This is a genomic window from Lactococcus sp. SK2-659 (genome assembly GCF_020218185.2).
GTDB classification, from domain to species: domain Bacteria; phylum Bacillota; class Bacilli; order Lactobacillales; family Streptococcaceae; genus Lactococcus; species Lactococcus lactis.
The window spans coordinates 933,255-955,350 of record NZ_JAIWQZ020000001.1 but is presented as its reverse complement, the minus strand read 5'-3'; the positions used below and the strand labels follow the sequence as shown (position 1 = coordinate 955,350).

Sequence of the window (22,096 nt, the reverse complement as noted above, 5' to 3'; positions counted from 1 at the left end):
AAGAACTTATGAAAATGAAGTAAATTGGATTATTAACGATTCATTTGCTTTCTTTTTTGTCGCGGCAAGCGGAGCAGTTTTTCCAGAAGTTGGTGATCAAGGGGTGGATTGGTCAAATTATAATGGTGATTATGGTAACTTTGATTATGATCATGATAAGTTTGCATTTAGTCAAATTGGTGGAACTTATGGTAGTTCATTCGTGGACCAAGCGACTTATTTAACACAAGTTGCATCTACCATTGCTCAGGGCAAACGAGCGCATACTTATATTCGGAGTTCGCAAGAAGTAGCGAAAGCGGCGCTTGACCGCTATTTATCCAAAATTTAAACTCCTAAGAATTCTATTGTAGCATTGGATTACGAAAGTGGAGCAAGTGGAGATAAGCAAGCAAATACTGATGCTATTCGACGTGTTAAAGTAGCTGGATATACTCCAATGTATTATTCTTACAAGCCGTACACTTTAGAAAATGTCGACTATAAGAGAATTATCAAAGAGTTTCCTAACTCATTCTGGATTGCGGAATATCCGAATTATGAAGTGACACCAGTTCCGAACTATATTTTTTCCCAAGCATGGACGGAATTTCAGTATTCCAGTTCACCTCAACTTATGTTGCTGGAGGACTTGACGGGAATGTTGACTTAACTGGAATCACTGACAAAGGCTACGAAAGCGGTAATCCAACCAAACCGGATACCAATATACCAGCCACTGATGATGGTAAAGATGCCAACGAAGTGACATCAAGTGAAATTCAAGAAGACATGACCGTCACAATCAAGTTCAGTGCAACGATTTATTCTACAGGACAAGCAGTCCCTAAATGGGTCAAAGAGAACTCATACAAGGTCATTCAAAAATCAGGGAGAAAAGTCTTGCTTGACAATATCATGAGTTGGATTGCGCAAGTGATGTTCAAACACTTGATACAGGAGAAAGTAATTCAACAGGAAATACTCAAACTTACATTGTTCAATCAGGCGATACTTTAAGCGACATTGCTTCAAACTGGGGCACAAACTGGCAAGAATTAGCACGTCAGAACAGTTTATCTAATCCAAACATTAATTTAATTTATACGAGTCATGTTATTCGATTCACAGGAGGTCAATCGGGGGCTATATCACGGGTTTACATCGTACAGTCTGGCGATAACCTATCATCAATTGCCAGCCGTCTAGGAACAACGGTTCAAAGTCTAGTTTCAATGAACAGTATTTCAAATTTTAATTTGATTTATGCTGGTCAAACTTTAAATTATTAAAATCAACTCTGGCTTCGGTCATGGTTTTTTAAATATAAATAAATTTGTGTTTTTAGTTTAATAATGTTAAAATAAGTTAAATAAAATTAAACAAGGAGATTAAATGGATTGGTTTTTTAATTTAGAAAAAGAAGAACAAGAATTTTTAAAGAGGTTTATTCTTGCTTCTGGTTCACTTAAACAATTGGCAAAAGAGTACGAAGTAAGTTATCCTACTGTTAGAATTAGAGTAGATAAAATTATTGAAAAGATAAAACTGTCAGATAATAACAGGAATACTTTCGAAATTAATATAATGCAGATGGTAATTGATGAAAAAATTTCTTTAGACTCTGCTAAAGAAATAATTAGAAAACATAAGGAGAGTATCGATGGATAATTTAATAGAAATTTTAATAATACTAGCTGTTATAGCTATTCAAACATTTTCTGGGTATATTGGAAATAAATATCTAGGGGCTATCATTCCTGTAATATTTCTTGGCTTTGTAGGTTTCTTTTTGTATAAGGGAGCATTAGGATTTAATTTAAAAGATATAATTATGCCATTCTTAGGATTTTTCGTACTTGTTATGATATATGAAGGAGGAAAGGAAACCAAAAAGAATAAAATAAAAAAAGAGCTAGAGAAGATGAAAGCAAAAGATATTTCTAAAAAAAAGTAGTAGATGTTATTCGCCCCCGCTTCGGCGGGTATTTTTTACTTATGCTATAATTCAATTATAAAATTTATTTAGGAGAAAATATGTTTAATTGGCAAGTAACCCTTTTTGGAACGGTAGCATGGATTATTGTGGAAAGTCTTTTGTATAACCCTATCCATAAATGGGGAAAGTTTTGGGCTAAAGAATCTGGTATGGAAGCTAAGATGGAAAATCAGAGAATGACAACTGGCGAAATGATATTTACGTTTGGTGGAACAATTATTGGTGGTGTTTTACTATCATCCGCTGCTTATCAGGTAGTATATTGGTTTGCCAAAAATGACAATGACGGCTGGTTGATGACCTCGCTTCAAAGTTCTTTATTACTTTGGTTGGGTGTTTATGGAGTATCTACGTTTGTAATGGCAGTTTATTCAGGACAATCTAAAAAGCTTGTTGGGTTGCATTTAGTCAATGGTTTTCTAGGCTTGCTCGCTATAGGTTTAGTAATCGGCTTTTTTGGATAGGGATTATTAATTAATTTACCCGCTTCGGCGGGTGTTTTTTAATTTTTGTCTATTGACAAAAACGAAGATGTGATAGTAGGCATTGGTTTATGATATAACTAAAAAATTGGGGTTGGGAATTGTATTTTGGATCTAAAGAATGTATCTGATAGTGAAGTAAATGAACTAATAGAAAGCTTGAAATTTTCTAAAAAGATTTTGGGATTACAAGAGGCACGTCAAAGAGTAGCAGAATTATTTCAAATTCGTTTTGATTCTGAAATAATTGACGAGGATAATGATGTTTTGTATATCTTACATGTTAAACGTGGAAGAATTCCGGACCGTTAGTATTCATCTTCGTTTTAAAGAAACTCACGAACATTTACTTAGAGTAGATATAAATTCTCCAAGACATGAAAATTCAGATGGAACAGTATTAAAACAGGGAGAGCATCATATTCACATATATTCTAACTTGAATAAAAGATGGGATACGATTGCTTATCCAATTTCTTTAGAAGAATTTCCAGATGTATTAACTCTTATTGAGACTTTTGAGGCGTTTTTAAGAAAAGCCAAAATTAAAGAAAGGACGAATTAGACAATATCAAATGCAAAAAAGCTTGAACGTTCCTATTTTGATTGGTTGGTGAAAGAGTATCATTTTGAAGATTTGGAGTCAATATTGTTAGAATTGATAATCCTTTCTTTGATTCTAACTTTGATTATATTGTTATGTATGATGAATTTCATAAGAACGGGTCAATCACACTAACCGATGATGGATGGGCAATCGATAATCTAGAAAGTCAGGGACTTTCTCTTTCTGGTAATGCAAAAACAAGAAGAAAAATTCTACAAGATATAGTTGATTCGCTTGGAGTTGAGTGTCATGATGGGGGACTTTTTGTTATGACTGATGTTGAACATTTACCAGAAGTAAAACAACGACTACTACAAGTAATTATGAAAATTAATGATATGATTGTTTTGAGAGATGATAAAGTAAAGAATATGTTTTTTGAAGATGTAGAAGAATTTTTGAAGTCAAAAGAAATACTATTCGAAAAAAACTTTCATTTGTTGGTAAAGGCGGAATTATCGTTCAATTCGATTTTTCTGTTCCTATAAATCCTATGAGAATTATCGGTAATGGGAATGATTTGAACAAAGCTAAACGGCTCACAATGGATACTCGTATACTTCAAAGTACATGGCCAAATACAGATTATATTGCCATTATTGATAATATCAACAATAAATTTATAGAAGAGAAGAAGGTTAATGTGATATTTAAAGAAAACACCGACACTAAAATAATAACTCTTCCGGCTAGCATAATGAAAGATAATGTAAAGCTTCTATCTAATGAACCAGTTTTCCAACTCTCTTAAAGGATATAATGAATAAAACAGTCTTTCGCCCTCCGGGGCGTTTTTCTTTTAAGAACCAGCAAGTAGTAGAATTTAATGTGCTTCATGGCATACTTAAGGCATAATAAAAATTCCCACCTCAGGTTTGCTAATTTCTGAGGTGGTTTTTGTTTACGTAGTAAAAAGAAACAGGATTTTTTATTCCATGATTTATAACCATGTAATTACAATGAACATAGCAACCAATATTTAGAATATCCAGAAGAAATGCTGGCTTTTTATCGTTTTTATATTACAAAAAGAAACTACTTAGAAACTACTTAGAAACCACTTAGAAACCACTTAGAAATGTATTTAAGTGATACTATATGGTATACTGAAAAAGAAGAAAATTGTTGGTTTTTTAGTACAACTTTTAGTGATAAGTGTCCATCTGCTAATAAGCCCTTATCTCTTTACAAACAACAGAAATTACTGTCAGAATTTCTGTTATGATGTAATAAGATATTTATAGAATAAAATATAGTAAAATTGAAATGGAAAAATCGTGTCAACAAAAGAACCATGGGATAACGAAATTTATAGTGTGATGAAAAAAGAATTGACTGAAATGAAAGGGTATGATAGAGGTAAATATGAAAGCAAGCTTCCAGTGACGGCACGCTCTTTAACTATTCTTGTTATTCTCATATTTATTCCTGCTATTGGTTTTATTTTATGGAACAATCAAGCAAGAAATACTTCTAGCATTGCTAATAGCTCTCGTCAATCGTCATCATTAGCGAAAACAGAAAAATCAAGTAGCCAAGCAACAGCTGCTTCTTCAATAGAACCAAGTGCGCCAGTTAGAATTGATACAGCTGCTTCATCTTCTAACGTTATTCAAGAAAGCTGGACAACTTATAAAATTGCTATTGGAGATTATCCAAGTACAATTGCAGCTAAAACAGGAGTCTCTTGGGCGACAATTGCTAGTTTGAATGGGATTACAGAGGCTGGATACAATGCTGACGGGTCTCCCATACATGCTGGACAACTTTTAAAATTGAAATAAAATTATTGACAAATAATTTTATAAAGCTGTCACTAGAAATTGAATTAAAATAAGAAAAAAGTTAAACGAAGATTTTCTATAAAAAAATTTAAATATTGACTTACGATCTTGTATCAAGTGGAAAATCAATAATTACAAAAATTATTGCACGGATACTCCGCAAATTTATATGTTTAGTTTAAATCTTTTCTTTTCGAGTATTCGGCACAAATGCTGGTTGTTTATCATTCAATTAAGGAAAGATCAATGTAGTATACTCATTCCAAAAGTTAAAACTTTTTCATAAATACTCCTAAGCACCTATTAATTTAGGAGGCTTTTTTTTATTAATAAAAATTGATAAACTATTCAAATAGTAGAAAATATTTTGGAGGAATTAGAGAGGAGTTAGATTTGTCATCAATAATATCTGCTATTACGGTAGTAATATCTTTAGTAACTTTTGGGTTTCAAAGACAGGATTTAAAAAAGCAAGCAAAGTATCAAAGATATACATTTACTTTGCAAAATGAATTGGAAATTATAAAGTAATCGTAAACTTAGTGACAGATATCATCGGAAATCTACAGACTCAAAAGCAAACTATAATTAGGCTGTATATGGTGCAAATGCATAGAAATTATTTTGAAAGAGAATGAGTAACGATGCATATTAGTGATAGTACTATCGATAGGGAAAAGAGAATAGAGAATAGCTTTATCTGGGAACGCAAATACTCTATATGGAGAAGAAGCAGACTTTTTAAATCAATCAACAAGTGAGTTAACAAAAGAGTTTACTAGTAAGACACATGCCTTAGACATATATTTACACGCCATTCAATATTTGGTGATTGTGGCCGAAGGTATGGGTAATATAAATATAGCATTAAATAAAATGGCTATATTAGTGAAATTACAGAACTTTATGAAGTTCCAGGTAATAAAAGTTTTGATAAATGGGCTAACGAGCATACGCAGGGCATAGAAGATAATTTGGAACTATTTCATAATGTGTTTCTTGAGATTAAATCAGATACGTCAAACAATATATCTGAAATTAATGCTGATAAATAGAAGAATGTATCATTTTTAACAGAAATTTTAGCTTATAACGTCAGCAATTAGCTGCATTGTCTATTCAATCTTTGCTGTTGTAAATTTACAACAAAACAAGAATTAATATAATGATATGTTGTAATTTTGTTGTATGGTTTTTTCATTTCTATGTTTTTTAGTTATTTTTAAAATAGAAAAAATGGCTCTATAGCCATTTTTTCTATTATTGTTTATTATCGTTCATGAAAAATAGTAGTGTTTGCAGCTCCTTAGTTAAGTCAATTGATTGAACAACCACATCTGAAGGGACTTTCAAACGAATTGGGGCAAAGTTTAGGAAACCTTTGATACCAGCTTTGACTAGAGTGTCAACAACTTCTTGGGCATTTTCTTTGCGAACAGAGAGAATTGCTGTTTTGATATCCGATTTTTTAACATTTTTTTCTAAATCAGAAATATTATAAATTGGAATTCCATCATCTGTTTGTGTTCCAACTAAGGGATTGCCAGAAATATCATAGGCTTGCGTGATTCTCATTTTATTTCTATCTTGGAATTGATAATGAAGTAATGCACGACCGAGATTTCCGACACCAATTAGAGCGATATGCGTTTCTTGGTCTTGGCCAAGAAGTTCTCCAAAGAAATCACGGAGCACTTTTGTTTCATAGCCGTATCCACGTCGGCCTAATTCACCAAATAAAGAGAAATCACGGCGAATTGTGGCAGCATCTACTCCAATTTTTTCTGAAATAAGTTGTGAGTTTGTGCGTGTCACATTTTCTTCGACAAGACTTTTAAACAGTCGATAGTACTGTGGGAGTCTTTTAGCAGTTGCTTTAGGCAAGCTTTTGCTTGGTTTATGATCAGTCATTGTTATACCTCAAAAATTTAATTCGATTTTATTAAAACTAATTAATATTTAGTTTCTTTGTGATAATTTTATCAAAAATTTGTGAAATTATCAAACAAAAGGAATGGATTATTCGTTTAAAATGAGAAATAAATAATAATTCTAAAAAAATGTTTATTTTACTCTTTTAATTATTGCGCTTTCATGTTAAAATAGAAATATGAAAAAATAGACAGGGAGAAAATATGATTAAAATTTATCTTAGTGGTTCATGTTCATCTTGTAGAAAAGCTAAAAAATGGTTGCGTAAGCGTCACATTGAATTTGAAGAAATAAATTTATCAAAAGATGTTATGGAAAAAGATGATTTAATCAAAATTTTATCCTTGACTGAAAACGGATTTGAGGATATAATTGCGACCCGAGGGAAAACATACGCATCTTTAAATTATAATTTCGATGAATTAGGACTAGAAAAAGCATTTAAATTAATTCAGGAAAATCCACGTCTTCTAAAACGACCATTAATTTTTGACGAGGACTGTCTATTGATTGGTTTTAACGAGGATGGAATCAGAGCGTTTATTCCACCAGAAGTTAGGAGAATTGAATTGCGTGAAAGATTAATTTTAGTCTAATATTAATTTTATTTTAGCTTATCAGATTTGGTAAGCTTTTTAATTTCAAGAATTTGGAAGAACTACAAAAAGCTTGCCTTAAATGCTATAATAGAAGGACTGCTTTTCTATCATATGAAAAGGAAAAACGAAGTATTAAAAAATATGCTTTGAGATTTAACGAAGAGGATAAATATCATGATTTTACTGCAAGGGAATGGAATTGCACGCACTTTTGGTGGCGATGTTTTATTTGAAAATATCAATTTTAGTTTACAAGACCATTCAAGAATTGCCCTAGTTGGCCGAAATGGAGCTGGTAAGTCAACCTTGCTTAAAATTATTGCTGGAGTTGAAGAAGCGAGTCACGGAACTGTATCCCAGACCAAAGATTTGATAATGAATTATTTAGCGCAAGATACTGGGCTGAATTCCTCAAGGACAATATTTGCAGAAATGCTCTCTGTTTTTGATTCGCTTCGCCAAATGGAAAAACAATTGCGCCAGATGGAATTGCAAATGGGAGAACTTGCTGGAGATGAATTGACAGCTTTGATGAAACGTTACGATGCTTTATCAGAAGAATTTCGGATGAAAAATGGATTTACTTATGAATCTGAAATTAAGTCTGTCTTAAATGGTTTTCGCTTTGATGAAACAATGTGGGAAAGAGAAATTTCAAGTTTATCGGGGGGACAAAAAACACGTTTGGCTCTTGCTAAGATGTTGCTTGAAAGACCACAACTTTTGATTTTGGATGAACCAACTAACCACTTGGATATTGAAACTTTAGCTTGGCTTGAAAATTACCTTAAAAATTACGAAGGTAGTTTATTAATTGTCAGTCATGACCGGTACTTTTTGGATAAAGTGGTTAATGAAGTCTTAGAATTATCTAGAGGAGAATTGACTCGTTTTTCTGGAAATTATTCTCGCTATGTTGAACAAAGAGAGCAAAAACTCTTGTTAGAACTCAAAAATTTTGAAAAACAACAAAAAGAAATTGCTAAATTAGAGGACTATGTTGCCAGAAATTTAGTTCGTGCTTCAACGACTAAAATGGCGCAATCGCGTCGTAAAAAGTTGGAGAAAATGGAGCGTTTAGAAGCACCAACTAGTGATGATAAATCGGCCAATGTTACTTTTACTCCTGGAAAAACGTCTGGAAATGTTGTTTTAACTGTTTCAGAAGCAACGGTGGGTTATGAAGATAATCGTCTCTCTGGTCCGATTAACATTGACGAGCGTAAAGGTGAGTCCCTTGCTATTGTTGGGCCAAATGGAGTAGGTAAAACAACATTGATTAAGTCAATTGTGGGACAGATTCCATTTTTAGCAGGTCAAGCAAAATTGGGTGCCAATGTTACTTTGGGCTATTATGACCAAGAACAAGGAAGATTGACAGCTTCCAATACTGTCTTAGACGAATTATGGAATGAGCATCGCTTACTTAATGAAGTTGAAATTCGCAATATGCTTGGAGCCTTTCTTTTTAGTGGAGATGATGTAAAGAAAACGGTTGGGATGCTTTCTGGTGGTGAAAAAGCCCGTCTTTTACTTGCTAAATTAGCAATGGATCACGATAACTTTTTAGTTTTAGATGAACCAACCAATCACTTGGATATTGATTCACGTGAGGTCTTGGAGAATGCTTTGATCGATTTTCCAGGGACAATCTTGTTTGTTTCTCATGACCGCTATTTCATCAATAGAGTAGCTACCAAAGTTTTAGAAATTGCTCCCGAAGGAAGTACAGAATTTTTGGGAGATTATGATTATTATGTTGAGAAAAAAGAAGAGGTACAAGCTGAGAGTAATTCTTCAGAAAATGGGGAACCAATAGAAAGTTTAGCTCAACAAGATTTTACAGCTCAGAAAGAAGCTCAAAAGAATCGACGTAAAGTAGAACGCGAAATCAAGGCTTGTGAAGAGAAACTAGCCGATTTGGAAACAAAAATCGCAGCTCAATTATTGGAAATGCAAGAAAATACCGCTGATTTTGTTAAATTAGGAGAATTACAAGCTGAAATTGACCTCTTTAATGATGAAAAAGATGAGATAGAAATGACTCTTTTAGAAGCGATGGAAGAATTGGAAAATTTGTAAGTGTTGTGAAGAGAATTTAGTGTAAATAAGCTAAAACGCGAAGCTTGAAAGCTTTGCGTTTTTTTATCAAAAAAATTCCGAGATTTCGGAAAAAGTCTTTTCGGACATTTTGATTTGATATAATCAGTTTAGAAAATGATTCATGAATAATGAGTGTCGCTCACTCAAATCAAGAAAGGAGAATTCTTATGTTAAATTTAAAATCAAAGGTATTGATTTCGAGCAGTTTGCTGCTGTTGATCGGTATTGGCTGGAGCACGGGAAGATTATTTGAAAAAACACCACAAGTTTCTAGTAAACCGACAATAAATTTGACAATTTCAAATTACTCAGAATTAAATCGGTCGGATAACCAAAACATTCAAGTTCTTGCGAATGTTGACAAAAAGCAAGCTACATCAGCTTTTGACAAAGCAGCTGGACGAAGGGACACAGACACCCAGGTTCAAAAATCAAGCAACGAAAAAGTGACGACAGTTTCGGAAAAGAATAATGGGGTAGTTGTTGCAGTTGAAACAACCAACACAAATACTAATGAAAGCAACACCTTAGTTAATGAAGGCAATAAATTGATTTTAACCAAGACCGTTTATAACACGGTAAGCAAAAAGTATGACACCAAAGTTGCGGAAGTCCCTTTAGGAGTTGGAAACTCAAACATCCAAACAGTGAAAGTAACCTATGGCTCATGGAAATACACGAATATTGCGATTGGGAAGAGTGCATTAGCTTTTACCCTGGATTGGGTAGGCCCTCAAGCCGTAGTCAGCAAGCTTGCGACTATTTTTAGAGTTAGTGCTAAAGTAGCCAACGGTTTTATTGCGGGACTCGCTTTGAATACGGCAGGTTTTGGGGATAGAATTGCAAACTACTTAGATAAAAATCATAATGGTTGGATTGGCCTGTATCAACGTTGGAAAAAGGATACTTCCTTCAAAAACGGGTTAGTCGCTCAAAATATCACATATACAGAATGGAAAACAGAATGATATGGAAAAAAAACACCTTATTACATCTCTATTTGGGATTGCTGGGGCGATTTTCGTCCCCAGATTGGCTGCACTTCCAAAAGTTTTATCTGGAAGCCATACGATTGAAATTACCGCATCTAACCTGAGCTACACCTTTTTCGGCGTCTTAGTGCTTGGCCTGCTAACAGGAGCAATCAGAAAACAAGAACGCATTTTGACGACTTTCATTAGTCTTATTATCTTTGGGCTTCCGCTACTCATCCTCTGGCAACAAAAAGTGGTCTTCAATCTCAATGTACTCGTTTGGGGTCTGCTTGTTCTTGTGGGTATTGTGCTAATCGTAGTTTGGGTGAGACAAATGATTCAAGACGATAAGAATCAATAAAGAACAGAAAAAATGCAAATCTATATTTTAATGAAACACCCTCAGAAAGCCTGCACTTTGTGATGTGCAGGCTTTTTTATCTGTCCTGAATTTTGAGACACAAGAATTTACGCAATAAGCTACACAACATCTTGCGTAAACAAAAAGAAGTTAGTTGGCACACTTAGGCAAGAATATTGAATCCAGAATACCCTTTTCTAATTAATAAGAAAGGGATTTTTATAACTTGAATTTATAATTTAACTGCAACAAAAAAAGATAATTTATAAAATCCAGTATAATAAGTTTTGTTAGACTATTGAAAACTGCAGAAATGATGAATAATCCCTATACTCATCTTACAATATTTGACCGTGAAAAGATATATTTGTGGTATTCACAAAAAATTTCACTAGAAGAATTGCTCATCAATTGAACCGGAGAGAAAATTTCCATCAAGGATTTCTGATAAAATTTAGAGTGTGAATTTTCTTTTTAAGACATCTATTACTTTTCGACAGAGCAACTTCGTTTTGTGACAATTTTGTTTTTATCCAATTTGGAAGCAAAAATTGCAGCTCTATTATTGGAAATGCAAGAAAATACCGCTGATTTTGTTAAATTAGGAGAATTACAAGCTGAAATTGACCTCTTTAATGACGAAAAAGATGAGATAGAAATGACTCTTTTGGAAGCGATGGAAGAATTGGAAAATTTGTAAGTATTGTGAAGAGAATTTAGTGTAAATAAGCTAAAACGTGAAGTTTAAAAGCTTTACGTTTTTTTATTTTGTAATCTAAAAATCCTATATTTAAATAAAGCGAAACAATCATTGCTTTTTTGTTAAAAAGTAGTACAATTTAATCAAAATAAATTGAAATGCTGGAATGTGGAATGGTAAAAAGCAATAGAACAATCTCTTTGATGGGAGAAATTTTTTATGATTTACGAACACAACGAAACTTTAGATTAACTGACTTTGGAAAAGTAGGTTTGTCAAAATCATCACTTTCAGATTTTGAAAGTGGAAAGTCTATTCTTAGATTTGATAAATTAGATGCAGCTTTAGAATTAATGCATATTGAGGTTTCTGAGTTTGAATATTTTTTTAACAATTACCATTCTGATTATTTTGTTGAGATTTGTGATGAAATTGAAGATGCGAATTATATGCAAGATACTGTAAAATTAAAAGCGATTAATAGTGAAGCTGGAAAATATGATAATGAACAAGGAAATCGAATGATATTTCTAGCGACTCAAAATTTGCTTTATGGATTGACAGAGCGAGAAGAAGTTGAAGTTACTGATTTAATGTTTAATATCGAAGTTTGGTCATATTTTGAGTTAAGTATTCTTTCGTTTGTTGTAGAACACTTGAATACCCGTTTGACTCTCTCTTTGATGAAAGACTTTTGGAAAGAAAATTTGCATTATCTCAAAGTTAAAAAATATCGGGAAAAAATTGTCCAAATTGTTTGCCGAGCAGCTGTAAAGTATATTAGTGAGAATAAATATTCCATTGCTCAAAAACTCTTGGAAGATGTTAATATTGCTTTAATACCTTATAAAAAGGATTTATTTTGCCGTAATATGTCTCGCTTTACTCTTGGCTTATTGCTTCATCAATCAGGCAAAACTGCCGAGGGGAAAGCTAAAATGGAGAGTTCTATCCGTCTTTTTGATGAATTGGGTTTGCCAGAGATGAAGGCTTATTATCAAAAAATATTTGATGAATCTGTAAAAAACTAGTGGGATATAAAAGGGATTTGAGTTCCCTTTTTATTTTTTATAAAAAATTTTTCCGAGATTTCGGAAAAGGCCTTTTGGGGTATTTTGATTTGATATAATCATTTTAGAAAATGATTCATGAATCTTGAGTGTCGCTCACTCAGAATGGTAAAAGGAGGGTTACAAATCTTGAAAGAAGAAATGTCACCGTAGCAGTGATGCAAAATCTCTATTGATTTGCATCGCATCTCAAAAAGGAGAAAAAATATGTCACATTTAAAAAATAATCTAGTATTTTCAAGTCTAACAATTTTACTCGTAACGGGTGGAAGTCTTGGACTTGCCCAATCTACACACAATAAGGTCTCATCACAAAAACTCGAAGCTAAAAATGTAAATCAAGTTTCAAACTATTCTGGTGATATTGACTTGTTGGCAGTAAGCCAACCAACTACGCCAACGACGAATAATGGTCAAATTAATTCGGCATTTATCAATCGTTTCAATAATGCTGTTATCTTAGATTCAAAAACTGGTCAATTTTCAATAAATCAAAAGACTTTACCAATAAATGCGACAAAGCTTGAATTGACAGAGCTTGATAAATTGATTTCGCAATCAAATGTCTCTTTGAAGCAGACTATTTTAGAAGTTCCTAAAGCCAATGTGATGCAAGACGGGAATTCAGTTGTAATTGGAGATAGTCCGAAAACTGCAGAAGAAATAGCTAGCGATAGTCAAGCAACTCTAATCACAATCTATCATGAAAGGAAGACCTATTTACATACTTATTGGTGGGGAACTCGTTTAGGAGTTTCCCGTACATTGGCACGGAAAATTGGACAAAAGGGTGTTCACTCAGCCGAAGCAGCAGGCGCTTTAGCAGGAGTTTTAGGACTTAAGCTTCCTCAAGCAGCGGTGAATTGTAGCTTTATTCGTGGTGTCTCATATCTTATTGGCACAGCATTAACTAAAACTCCAGGAGGCATAGTATTTAATTTTACTGCTGGAATGCCAAGTGGAGGAGTCTGGGGGTTTGAATGGCAATGATTACTAAAAAGAGTATAAGAATCGTACAATATCTGAGTAGTATATTTGCCGTAATACTCGGTGTTTTAATTTTTATTTTTCCAAGTGGCCTTAGCATACTTAAATATATTTTTGCAAGTATTGCAGTAATTCTTAGCATTTTAAGTCTTATCATGCAAACTTTTCATAGAAATAAATGATAGGGGTTAGGGCTGAGGGGATTTGATTTTCAATCATTGAGGAAATTTAACGAAAAAATTTATATTTTTAGCAGATGTTATCTTAAGATTTCTTTTTATGGTTTTGGCTTGGTATGTTTATACAAACTATTCGGCTGATAATAAAATGAAATGGGTTGGTTTGTCTATGGTTGCATTCAATATTATTACAATGTTTTTTGATTCCAATTATCATAAGTCGAAAAAATAAGACTTGCAAATCTGGCTCAAGTTTGTTAAACTAATAAACAATATAACTTTTAAACTAGTCCAGAGAGGCTAGCAAGGTTGAAATCAGGAAAAATTGATTCTATTTTTACTGACAGGATTTTCTGTCAGTAAAAGTGAATTTGTTTTGATACTTTTTACACTTGCTAGGATTCTTGGCAAGTGTTTTTTATTGCTGACCATTCTGTCAGTAAATTGAGAAGGAGAAATCATGTCAATATCAAAAGCCATTGCTGCAGATTTATTGGAAATTAAAGCGGTCAGTCTCTCACCAAGTCAACCTTTTACTTGGGCTTCAGGAATTAAGTCGCCAATATATACTGATAATCGGGTGACCTTAGCTTATCCGGAAGTAAGAAACCAAATCGAAGGGGCTTTTGCTGAATTGATTAAAGCGGAATTTCCAGAAGTTGAAGTCATTGCAGGAACTGCTACAGCAGGAATTCCTCATGGTGCAATTATTTCTGACTATCTTAAATTACCATTTGCTTATATTCGTAGCAAACCAAAAGACCATGGAGCAGGAAATCAGGTTGAGGGACGTGTGGCAAAAGGCCAAAAAATGGTTGTGGTTGAAGATTTGATTTCGACTGGTGGTTCTGTTTTAGAAGCTGTTGCAGCCGCAGAACGTGAAGGTGCTGATGTTCTTGGTGTGGTTGCAATTTTCACTTATGAATTAGAAAAAGCGAACAGTAAATTTACTGAGGCTGGTGTTAAATTAGCCACATTGACAACTTATTCTGAGCTGATTGAAATTGCTAAAGAAACGGGTTATGTGACAAAAGAAGAATTAGAATTACTTAAAAAGTTCAAAGAAAATCAAGAAACTTGGCAAGATTAATTTACTGACAGAAATTCAAAGAGCCTGTCAGTAAATTATTAGGTTCTGGAACATCTGTCAGTTCAATGCGACCAAAGGGAGACATTGAATCGGAGGATAAATGAACAAGTCAGCAAAGCTGATTGTTCTGTCAGTAATTTATGAAAGGAAGAAAATGACTTTATTAATTAAAAATGGACGACTTGTTGACCCCAAATCAAATCGAGATGAAGTGTTAGATATTCTGATTGAAAATGACAAGATAGTAAAAATCGGCTTAAATTTGTCAGTAGAAAATGCAGAAATTGTTGATGCAAGGGGATTAGTCGTTGCCCCTGGTTTAATTGATGTTCATGTTCATTTTCGTGAACCAGGACAAACGCATAAAGAAACGATTCATAGTGGTGCAAAATCGGCTGCGGCTGGTGGTTTTACAAGAGTAGTCATGATGGCAAATACAAAACCTATTTTATCTACGCCAAAAGTGCTGACAGAAACTTTAGAAATTGCTGACAAAGAAGACATTAAGATTGATGCAGTTGGGTCAATTACGCAAGATTTTGATGGAGAAAATTTAACAGATTTTGATGCACTCATTAAAGCAGGAGCAATCGGCTTTTCTGATGATGGTATTCCACTGACAGATGCTGGAGTTTTACGTAAAGCGCTGCAAAAAGCGAAATTAACTGACAGCCTGCTTTCAATTCATGAAGAAGATCCAAATTTGATTGGAACTTTAGGAGTGAATGATGGCGAAGTGGCTCATAAATGTGGCTTCACAGGGGCACCGACTGTTTCAGAATACAGCATGATGGCACGTGATACTATGATTGCTTACGAAACAGGCGCTCGCTTGCACATTCAACATTTATCAGCTGGAGAATCTGTTGAAGTGGTGCGATTTGCCAAAAATTTAGGAGCAAAAATCACAGCAGAAGTGACTCCACAACATTTTTCGATTACAGAACAAATGATTTTTGAGCAGGGAACAAATGCTAAACTCAATCCACCACTGCGTAGAACGGCTGATATCGATAAAATAATTGAGGGATTAAAAGATGGGACAATTGATGTCATCGCCACAGACCATGCTCCTCATACTCATGAAGAGAAAAATGTCAGCCTTGATAAGGCTCCTTCAGGAATGATTGGATTAGAAACTTCCTTGCAACTTGGATTGACAAACTTAGTCGCAAAAGGCCATTTAACACTCAGTGAATTACTGACAAAAATGACCGTTAATCCAGCTAAACTTTATAATTTTGATGTAGGTTACCTCGCAGAAAATGGACCGGCTGACCTCGTCATTTTTGATGCTGAAAATGAGTATCAGGTCGGTGAAACATTTGACTCCAAAGCGACCAATTCTCCATTTATTAAACAGAAAGTTCAAGGGCAAGTCAAATATACAATATGTGATGGAAAAATAGTCTATCAAGCGAAATAATAAAAAAAGGACCTAAGAAATTAATTTTCATAGGTCCTTTTTTTGTGTGACTTTACATCAGTATAAAGAACCGTTGTAGAGTAAGTCATTAAGTGAGTGGATAATTTCTAAATTATCTTTGATTGATTTTTCATTTTCTACTTTTTGAGTAATTTTTTCTGTTTGTGTTTTCATTGTTTATTTCCTTTCAAATGTCCTTTTGTCTATAAGTATAGTATATCAAGGATTTGCTTGCTAAATTCTTACAAAAATGTAATTGAAGAAAATAATTACTATAAAAAAACAAAATCGAATTATCCATTGAAATGAAGCGTTTTGGATAAAAAGCAAACAATTCCTTTTTGTTGAGTAGCAAAGAAGAAATTATCTTTGGGAGTTTGAGTGGATTATGGGTATAACTGATTTGGTACAAATAATTGATTATAAAAAAATTAACAAAAGACCATATTTATAATTTATTTATAATTTAAATGCTATAATTATCTTATTAAAAGGAGGAGAATTTATGAAAAAAAACTTGTCAAAAACTCAAATGTTACTTCTTGGGGCAACGCTCGCCAGCCTTTCGGTTGGTATTGTAAGCTATGGACCAACAATAATTAATCCTCATGCTGTTACTATTTCTGCGGATGTAAAAGCCAGTTCTGGAAAATGGGGTGAGGCTAATTGGGTTTTAGCCAATGATGGAGAACTAATATTTTTTGGAGGAAATATCGGACATCCAAGTCAAAGTTTACCAGAAGTTTTGCGTGAAGCAAATATAGACCCAGCAGCGGTAAAAAGTATCGAATTTACAACAAAAACAAGTGCTAATAACATCTCTAGAGCATTTGTAGATTTGCCAGAACTCCAAAAAGTATTGAAATTAGGTAATTTAAATTACTCGGGAAGTGCTGATTCTATGTTTTTAAGTGCTACAAATTTAGAGGAAATCGATTTAGCTGGTTTTGATACGAGTAAAATTTCAAGTATGGAGTATATGTTTTTTGGGATTAAGGCAAGTACGTTAGATGTTTCCAAGTTTGATACGTCTAATGTCACAAACATGCGAGGAATGTTTGATGGTGCCAGTAATTTGACTAGTCTTGATCTTTCTAATTTTGATACAAGTAAAGTAACGGATATGTCTTACCTATTTGTAAAGTTGTCAAAAATCACACAAATAGATGTTTCTAGTTTTAACACCAGTAACGTGGTTAGTATGGCTGGGATGTTTGATAGTGTCAGTAATATATCCAGTCTTGATCTTTCTAATTTTGATACAAGTAAAGTAACGGATATGAATTATATGTTTCTTGGAGCGGAAAAACTTGAACATCTTGATATAAATAATTTTAATACAGCAAGCGTAAGAAGCATGGAAAGTATGTTTAGTAGGATGAAAGCACTTGAAAAATTAGATTTGAGTTCTTTTACAATTTCTGAAAATACGGATAGTCAAGCAATGTTTAGTCAAACAAATAATCTAAAAAATCTAAAATTAGGTCTGGCAAGTCAATTAAATTCTGACATGAATTTAGCAAATGTACCAGTCACGAATGGCTACACAGGTAAATGGCAAAATGTTGGTTCTGGCACGCTAGATAATCCAACAGGAGATCATATTTGGACTTCAAGTGAATTCATGACAAACTTTGATGCAGCAACGATGGCAGATACTTATGTATGGCAAAATATGTCTGGTAGCGAAATGGAATTAGGAGAAGTTACTGATTATAGCAATGATAAACCACTTTCTGACTTTATTCCCACGGCTACAACTCCCTTGAATCCTTATAGATATAACGTTGTACTTAATAATGACTATCAATTTTATTCAAAATTAGAAAATGGTCAACTCGATACGGATAATATCATTTCTCTGGGGAATCTAACAGGAAAGACACTTTATAATAAAGAAACAGTGCCTGTTACCTATACCTCTGGTGATAAAAAAGGGCAAACTACCAATTTTGTAAATGTTAGTTTAGAAAGTGATAATTGGTATTGGGTAGATGAACATGCTTTGAATTTGGATTTGGCTGCAACTTATCCAAGTGTAAATAGTTCAGGAATAAAATTACCTGATGGGATGTTTTTAGGCTCAACAATAACTTATGGCTCAAATCCCGAGGTTTCCAATTCTCAAATGGTATCTAATGCTTATAATTCACAAGGTAAAATCATTTATGAATCAAAAGCGAAAATAGAAGATTTTGCAGCAGAATCTGATCCAGAAAAGGCTCTTGCAGCATTTAATAAAGAAATTGACCGGGCTGCAGAAAGTTGGAATGCCGCAATCAATCCCAAAGAACCCACAATTATAAAATCAAGTGAATCGACTGAACCAGTAACCTTAGTGATTTCTCCAAATCCAGAAGGCGATGGTAGTGCAACATCAAGTGGCAATACTGGAATTGAAAGTACACTAGTCAACTGGGCGCTTGATTCGGAGGCACCAGATTATGATGTTAATTTACTTTTTATTACAATTCGACATGAACTTGGTCATTCGCTAGGTTTAGACCATACTTCAGGAGGACAATACTATGGAATGCCAGATGGCTACCGCATTAACATTGATGACGATGTTATGAATGCAATTTTATCTCATACTACAGGCGGATACCCATGGACTCAAAAAACAATTACGCAAGAAAGTGTTGATACTGTTCATTTAATTTTGAAAAACCAAAATTTTGCAAATCCACAACATTAATCAATCGATTTATTTATGGTCTGAAAATTAAATTTTAAAAAACAAGAAAAAGATATAAAAAAACTTTTTCTTGTTTTTTTCATGGATGAAACTGAGAATTAAAATGTATCCATCTTCGCTCAAAGAGACAGCTTTAATTATATGGATGATAAAGATGTGCAGCTGAGTTGATTAGTAATTAAGAGATTTAATAAGGAGCGTATTTTTACTTTAATAAAGTAATGAAAAACTTTAATTTTATTAACTAGTAACTCCATTGAACAGCATTGTCAGACTATGGTATAATAGTTCTATGAATTATTACGATGAATATAGCAAAGGGCATCTTGTCTTACCAAATGTGTTTTTAGCACATTTTAGTAAGCTTTTCCCTTCTGCTTTTGATTTTTTGATTTGGTTATACTTTTTTGAAAATCAAGATATTGCACCTAGTGAAATTGCTGAAAAAACAGGTAAAAAATTATCGGAGGTCAATCAGGCCATTGATAATCTGTCCAAATTTGGATCAATGAAGGTGACTTTAATTGAAATTGATGGAGAAATGGAAACTTTCTTTGATATTAGCCCGGCCTTTAAGCACTTAGATGAAATTTTGGGTGGTGCTGTTGCGAGTTCAACTCCAGAGAATGAAAAAGTTCAAGAAGAGGGGCAGCTTAAAGAATTAGTTAGCATGTTTGAAGCAGAAATGGGCATGATTTCTCCTGTACAAATGGAAGAATTGAGAGCTTGGCTGTTTGAAGATGGTTATGACTTTTCGTTGATTAAACAAGCTTTGCGTGAAGCAGTCCTCAATCGTAAGGTATCTTTAAATTACATTAAAGCTATTTTACGAAATTGGAAAAATGATGGGGTGAATTCTCTTCAAGCGATTGAGACTCGCCAAATGGAACGCGAAGAAGCTAAGAGAAAGAAACCACAAGAAGATTTTTATATTCCTTTGGATGGACCATGGAATAGTTAATAGAGATAATGGACGTGCACGATGTTAAGTAAAAAAAGATATCTTGAAGCTTTAAAAATTATTGAAGACATGTTTCCGCAAGCTCACGGAGAATTAGAGTGGGAAACTCCTTTTCAACTATTGATTGCGACGATTTTATCTGCCCAAGCAACTGACAAAGGGGTTAATAAAGCGACGCCGGCTCTTTTTGCCGCTTTTCCAGATGCACAAACAATGTCGCAGGCAAATGTGGAAGAAATTGAGAAGCTGATTCGGACAATTGGTCTTTACAAGACTAAAGCTAAAAATATTTTACGGACATCACAGATGTTAGTGACCGACTTTGGGGACCTTTTGCCTGATTTGCCAAAGGATAAAAAGGTATTACAAACTTTACCGGGGGTGGGTCGAAAAACAGCAAATGTTGTTTTAGCAGAAGCTTACGGAATTCCGGGGATTGCGGTTGATACACATGTTGAACGAGTTTCTAAACGTTTGGATATCGTTCCCCAAAAAGCAACAGTTTTAGAAGTTGAAGAAAAGTTGATGCAGCTAATTCCTGAGGAAAAATGGGTTCAAGCACATCATCATCTGATTTTCTTTGGTCGCTATCATTGTACAGCCAAAAAACCAAAATGTGCAGACTGTCCTGTTTTAGATTATTGTAAATTTGGAAAGAAATATTTAAAAAATGAATGAAATTAAACTTTCAAAACGCTTGAAAGCAGTTGCTGACTATGTCGACAATGGAGCAAGGCTTGCTGATATCGGCTCAGACCATGCTTATTTACCAACTTATTTGATGCAAAAAGCTGTCATTGATTTTGCAATAGCAGGAGAAGTGGTTAAAGGACCTTTTGAAATTGCTAAAAATCATGTAGCAGAAGCTGATTTAAGTGATCGGATTGTGGTTCGATTGGCCAATGGCTTAGGTGCTATTGAAAATACTGACAAGATTGATACAATCGTGATTGCTGGTATGGGAGGAATATTAATTTCCGAAATTTTAGAGGCAGGCAAAGAAAAGTTAAGTCATGTTAATCGTTTGATTTTGCAGCCTAATAATCATGAGGAAAGTCTACGTCAGTGGTTAGTGAATCATCAATTTGTCATTAAAAAAGAAGAGATTTTATTGGAGGCTGGTAAGTTTTACGAGATTATTGTTGCCGAACCACTCTCAAAATTAATGACAGAAAAGTTGTCAGTAAATGATTTAACATTTGGCCCTTTTTTATCTAAAGAAAAATCAACTGTTTTTCAACAAAAATGGCAAAAGGAATTAAATACTTTGAATAAAATTATTGCTCGTTTGCCTGAAGAACAAGCTGAAAAACGTCAAGAGGTTTTAAATCAAATTGCGAGAATTGAGGAAGTGCTTCGATGAAAATTTCTGATTTTATGCTTGAATACGAAAAATTTTGCCCCAAAGAATTAGCTGTTGAAGGTGATCCTGTAGGTTTACAAGTTGGGAACCCAAACGATGAACTAACAAAAGTTTTGGTAACCTTGGATATTCGTGAGCAAACAGTGGCAGAAGCAAAAGCGCTGGGTGTGAATCTGATTATTGCTAAACATCCTTTGATTTTCCGCCCCCTTTCTGCATTGACTTCAATGAATGATCAGGAAAAATTAGTTTTGGATTTGGCGCGAGCTGGAATTGCTGTTTATACCAGCCATACAAATATTGATGTGGTTACTGGTGGTTTAAACGATTATTTCAGTCAGTTACTTGGAATGACTGATATTGAAGTGCTAGATGACGAAGAAGGATTGGGACGTGTTGGAAATATTGAACTGACAGAATTATCAGTGCTGACAGAAAAAGTGAAAGCAGCATTTGGGTTAGATAGATTACGTCTTATCACTTATGATCATAAATTGACTCAAAAAATTGGAAGAATTGCAATTTGTGGTGGTTCAGGTGGAAAATTATGGCCTAAATCTTTGGAAAAAAAGGCAGATATTTACATAACAGGAGATATTTATTATCATGTTGGTCATGATATGCTTTCAGCTGGTTTATTAGGAATAGACCCTGGTCACTATATTGAGCATGCTTTTATTGGATTAGTTGCTGACAAGCTTCGATCTTTTGATATGGGTGTCAAGATTTATGAAAGCCAAGAAAAGACAAATCCATTTTATGACATATAAAAAAGACCCTCTTGGAGGGCCTTTTTGGTTGG

The 22,096-nt window shown here is 33.9% G+C and carries 24 protein-coding genes and 1 pseudogene; 23 read left to right on the top strand and 2 right to left on the bottom strand.

Annotated elements, in window-relative coordinates; all coding sequences use genetic code 11:
• Window positions 1-28 precede the first annotated feature (28 nt).
• The 9 genes and pseudogenes from LDP15_RS04475 to LDP15_RS04435 all read left to right on the top strand — a co-directional run bounded on the left by LDP15_RS04475 (window position 29) and on the right by LDP15_RS04435 (window position 4,851).
• A pseudogene (locus LDP15_RS04475) lies at window positions 29-1,271 on the top strand (LysM peptidoglycan-binding domain-containing protein).
• A 103-nt stretch (window positions 1,272-1,374) separates the two neighbouring features.
• Complete coding sequence (locus LDP15_RS04470) at window positions 1,375-1,650, top strand: DUF2089 family protein (protein ID WP_042230262.1); 276 nt, start codon at window positions 1,375-1,377, stop codon at window positions 1,648-1,650.
• The gene (locus LDP15_RS04465) at window positions 1,643-1,936 is read left to right on the top strand and encodes a hypothetical protein (protein WP_015426274.1); all 294 of its coding nucleotides are present in this window, start codon (window positions 1,643-1,645) and stop codon (window positions 1,934-1,936) included. The genes LDP15_RS04470 and LDP15_RS04465 overlap by 8 nt, the downstream gene beginning before the upstream one ends.
• An 80-nt stretch (window positions 1,937-2,016) precedes the next feature.
• On the top strand, window positions 2,017-2,442 hold the full coding sequence (locus tag LDP15_RS04460) for a DUF1761 domain-containing protein (RefSeq protein ID WP_015426275.1): 426 nt from the start codon (window positions 2,017-2,019) through the stop codon (window positions 2,440-2,442).
• Between the two features lie 126 nt (window positions 2,443-2,568).
• Window positions 2,569-2,772 carry a hypothetical protein gene (locus LDP15_RS04455; protein ID WP_042230264.1) on the top strand — a complete coding sequence of 68 codons (204 nt, stop codon included), beginning with the start codon at window positions 2,569-2,571 and terminating at the stop codon, window positions 2,770-2,772.
• A complete protein-coding gene (locus tag LDP15_RS04450; protein ID WP_136122459.1) occupies window positions 2,750-3,025 on the top strand; it encodes a hypothetical protein in 276 nt (91 codons plus the stop codon). The genes LDP15_RS04455 and LDP15_RS04450 overlap by 23 nt, the downstream gene beginning before the upstream one ends.
• Before the next feature lie 134 nt (window positions 3,026-3,159).
• Window positions 3,160-3,555, top strand: coding sequence for a DUF1828 domain-containing protein (locus LDP15_RS04445; RefSeq protein WP_015426277.1), 396 nt, complete (start codon window positions 3,160-3,162; stop codon window positions 3,553-3,555).
• 5 nt (window positions 3,556-3,560) lie between these two features.
• Window positions 3,561-3,818 (top strand): hypothetical protein, encoded by a 258-nt coding sequence (locus LDP15_RS04440; RefSeq protein ID WP_015426278.1) that lies wholly within the window; start codon window positions 3,561-3,563, stop codon window positions 3,816-3,818.
• Between the two features lie 526 nt (window positions 3,819-4,344).
• A complete protein-coding gene (locus LDP15_RS04435) occupies window positions 4,345-4,851 on the top strand; it encodes an SAG1386/EF1546 family surface-associated protein (RefSeq protein ID WP_015426280.1) in 507 nt (168 codons plus the stop codon).
• A 1,260-nt stretch (window positions 4,852-6,111) separates the two neighbouring features.
• Here LDP15_RS04435 and LDP15_RS04430 read toward each other — a convergent pair.
• Window positions 6,112-6,762 carry a redox-sensing transcriptional repressor Rex gene (locus LDP15_RS04430; protein ID WP_003132737.1) on the bottom strand — a complete coding sequence of 217 codons (651 nt, stop codon included), beginning with the start codon at window positions 6,760-6,762 and terminating at the stop codon, window positions 6,112-6,114.
• Window positions 6,763-6,986: 224 nt separating this feature from the next.
• On the opposite strand from LDP15_RS04430, the gene LDP15_RS04425 reads away from it, so the two are divergent.
• The 7 genes from LDP15_RS04425 to LDP15_RS04395 all read left to right on the top strand — a co-directional run bounded on the left by LDP15_RS04425 (window position 6,987) and on the right by LDP15_RS04395 (window position 13,580).
• Window positions 6,987-7,379: a Spx/MgsR family RNA polymerase-binding regulatory protein gene (locus LDP15_RS04425; RefSeq protein ID WP_015426283.1), complete on the top strand. Its 393-nt coding sequence runs from the start codon at window positions 6,987-6,989 to the stop codon at window positions 7,377-7,379.
• Between the two features lie 177 nt (window positions 7,380-7,556).
• Window positions 7,557-9,464, top strand: coding sequence for an ABC-F family ATP-binding cassette domain-containing protein (locus tag LDP15_RS04420; RefSeq protein ID WP_015426284.1), 1,908 nt, complete (start codon window positions 7,557-7,559; stop codon window positions 9,462-9,464).
• 236 nt (window positions 9,465-9,700) lie between these two features.
• Window positions 9,701-10,453, top strand: coding sequence for a hypothetical protein (locus LDP15_RS04415; protein WP_257589844.1), 753 nt, complete (start codon window positions 9,701-9,703; stop codon window positions 10,451-10,453).
• Between the two features lie 64 nt (window positions 10,454-10,517).
• Window positions 10,518-10,820, top strand: a complete 303-nt coding sequence (locus LDP15_RS04410) for a hypothetical protein (RefSeq protein ID WP_225513302.1) — start codon at window positions 10,518-10,520, stop codon at window positions 10,818-10,820.
• 514 nt (window positions 10,821-11,334) lie between these two features.
• Window positions 11,335-11,520, top strand: coding sequence for a hypothetical protein (locus LDP15_RS04405; protein WP_015426286.1), 186 nt, complete (start codon window positions 11,335-11,337; stop codon window positions 11,518-11,520).
• Window positions 11,521-11,693: 173 nt separating this feature from the next.
• Entirely contained in the window at window positions 11,694-12,551 is an 858-nt protein-coding gene (locus LDP15_RS04400; protein ID WP_042230271.1) for an XRE/MutR family transcriptional regulator, read from the top strand.
• Window positions 12,552-12,797: 246 nt separating this feature from the next.
• Complete coding sequence (locus LDP15_RS04395; protein ID WP_015426288.1) at window positions 12,798-13,580, top strand: hypothetical protein; 783 nt, start codon at window positions 12,798-12,800, stop codon at window positions 13,578-13,580.
• Between the two features lie 491 nt (window positions 13,581-14,071).
• Here LDP15_RS04395 and LDP15_RS04390 read toward each other — a convergent pair whose 3' ends face one another.
• Window positions 14,072-14,236 carry a hypothetical protein gene (locus tag LDP15_RS04390; protein ID WP_155519336.1) on the bottom strand — a complete coding sequence of 55 codons (165 nt, stop codon included), beginning with the start codon at window positions 14,234-14,236 and terminating at the stop codon, window positions 14,072-14,074.
• On the opposite strand from LDP15_RS04390, the gene pyrE reads away from it, so the two are divergent.
• The 7 genes from pyrE (at window position 14,217) to LDP15_RS04355 (ending at window position 22,064) form a co-directional block, all read left to right on the top strand.
• A complete protein-coding gene (gene pyrE, locus LDP15_RS04385) occupies window positions 14,217-14,846 on the top strand; it encodes an orotate phosphoribosyltransferase (RefSeq protein WP_015426289.1) in 630 nt (209 codons plus the stop codon). The genes LDP15_RS04390 and pyrE overlap by 20 nt on opposite strands.
• Before the next feature lie 154 nt (window positions 14,847-15,000).
• The gene (locus LDP15_RS04380) at window positions 15,001-16,272 is read left to right on the top strand and encodes a dihydroorotase (RefSeq protein WP_225513341.1); all 1,272 of its coding nucleotides are present in this window, start codon (window positions 15,001-15,003) and stop codon (window positions 16,270-16,272) included.
• A 505-nt stretch (window positions 16,273-16,777) separates the two neighbouring features.
• Window positions 16,778-18,970: a BspA family leucine-rich repeat surface protein gene (locus LDP15_RS04375; protein ID WP_225513301.1), complete on the top strand. Its 2,193-nt coding sequence runs from the start codon at window positions 16,778-16,780 to the stop codon at window positions 18,968-18,970.
• 292 nt (window positions 18,971-19,262) lie between these two features.
• Window positions 19,263-19,931, top strand: coding sequence for a DnaD domain-containing protein (locus LDP15_RS04370; protein ID WP_015426292.1), 669 nt, complete (start codon window positions 19,263-19,265; stop codon window positions 19,929-19,931).
• A gap of 21 nt (window positions 19,932-19,952) precedes the next feature.
• A complete protein-coding gene (gene nth / locus LDP15_RS04365) occupies window positions 19,953-20,609 on the top strand; it encodes an endonuclease III (protein ID WP_015426293.1) in 657 nt (218 codons plus the stop codon).
• Window positions 20,602-21,294, top strand: coding sequence for a tRNA (adenine(22)-N(1))-methyltransferase TrmK (locus LDP15_RS04360; protein ID WP_015426294.1), 693 nt, complete (start codon window positions 20,602-20,604; stop codon window positions 21,292-21,294). Before nth ends, LDP15_RS04360 begins: the two co-directional genes overlap by 8 nt.
• The gene (locus LDP15_RS04355; RefSeq protein ID WP_225513300.1) at window positions 21,291-22,064 is read left to right on the top strand and encodes a Nif3-like dinuclear metal center hexameric protein; all 774 of its coding nucleotides are present in this window, start codon (window positions 21,291-21,293) and stop codon (window positions 22,062-22,064) included. Before LDP15_RS04360 ends, LDP15_RS04355 begins: the two co-directional genes overlap by 4 nt.
• The last annotated feature ends 32 nt before the right edge of the window (window positions 22,065-22,096 follow it).